This is a genomic window from Endozoicomonas sp. SESOKO4 (assembly GCF_024606275.1).
The window spans coordinates 1-1248 of sequence record NZ_JAHHPS010000517.1; the positions used below are offsets into that span (position 1 = coordinate 1).

Genomic DNA, 1248 nt, shown 5'->3' on the forward strand with positions numbered 1-1248 from the left:
ATCCGCAAGCTCACCAGCGAGGATCTGCCCAAATTTAACGATCTGCTGGACCCGGCTACCCCCTGTCTGTACGACAAAGTCAGCCAGAAGAAACGCCCCCTGGCCGAGCATGTTTCTCTGCTGGTCGTGGCAGACCCTAAACAATTGGCATCGGTTGGCCAAACTGAAGACTCCCCGGGAGCCGTCGCTCCGGGAGCCGTTGCTCCCGGTGCTGATTTCTGGCGGAGAATTAATCGGCCGGGAAATACCTGGCAGTTCGACCCACAGACTGGCAATGACCAAGCGATGGACTTCAACAAAGTCCCTCCTGTATTGGCTGAATTCCCCAGCACCGAAAGTGCTACGGAAAGTGCTATGGATGAAAGTGATACTGTTCTTATTGATTGTCACTGGCATAGTAATTGGCGACAGTTGCTACTGGGTGGCCCCGGAGTGGATAAACAAGGGCGAATCCGGCATATTCCCGGCAGGCTTGAGTCGTTGAGAGCCGGTCAGAGGGTCATTCTGAAAGGAGCTAACTGGCAGGATCTGGCCTTTGAACAGACGATTCGGCAGATGCTGGTTCAAAAGTGTTTTGAGAGTAATGGCAAGATCTGTCAGTTACCCGACGATGTTCAGTTTTATCAAATGCCGGTAGGGAAGAACGAGCTTCATTCACTCTTCCGGAGCATTTCTCACTCTGGTAACGCACCACGAAACCCGATCATCATCAACCAGAGTAATATTGCCGAATGGCTGAACCCGATTGCCATTGCCCCGGAGGGCTATGCAGTTCCCAACAACTCTCTGTTGGAACAGGTTCGGGCAGGTGGTGTCGTCACCGTCACTTCTCCCCTTACAGAGGCACTCTGGTTTCGTTTGCTGGGTTCACTGCAGACGATACGCGAGACCACTGGCCTGGAGCCCCGAGTTCAGATGGCTCATTCAAAACGGCAGCCAAAAGCACTGGGATTGACAGAACACGATGAGCACTCAATGAGCGATCAGACCGCCTTTAAGACCATCACGTATCAGCAACAAGCCCAGGCCAGTCATTGGATCAATGATCTCGAAGCACCTTTGGTGATTCAGGTCAATGAACAGACCAGCCTCAGTCAGCTATTTGATAATATCCATGTCACCTCGGAACAAAAGGCGCATTTTGGTCGGCGTCAGAGTGAGTTGCAGCAGGCATTAGCCGCTGGCAAGCCAGTAGTATTGCGGGGTCTCGAAAGTAATCCAACACTCCAACAACTTCTGGAACCCTTG

General features: G+C 52.3%; 1 protein-coding gene. It reads left to right on the forward strand.

The features are described from left to right. On the forward strand, positions 1–1248 hold a 1248-nt coding region (locus KDK16_RS10100), incomplete at both ends, for a hypothetical protein (RefSeq protein ID WP_257275937.1).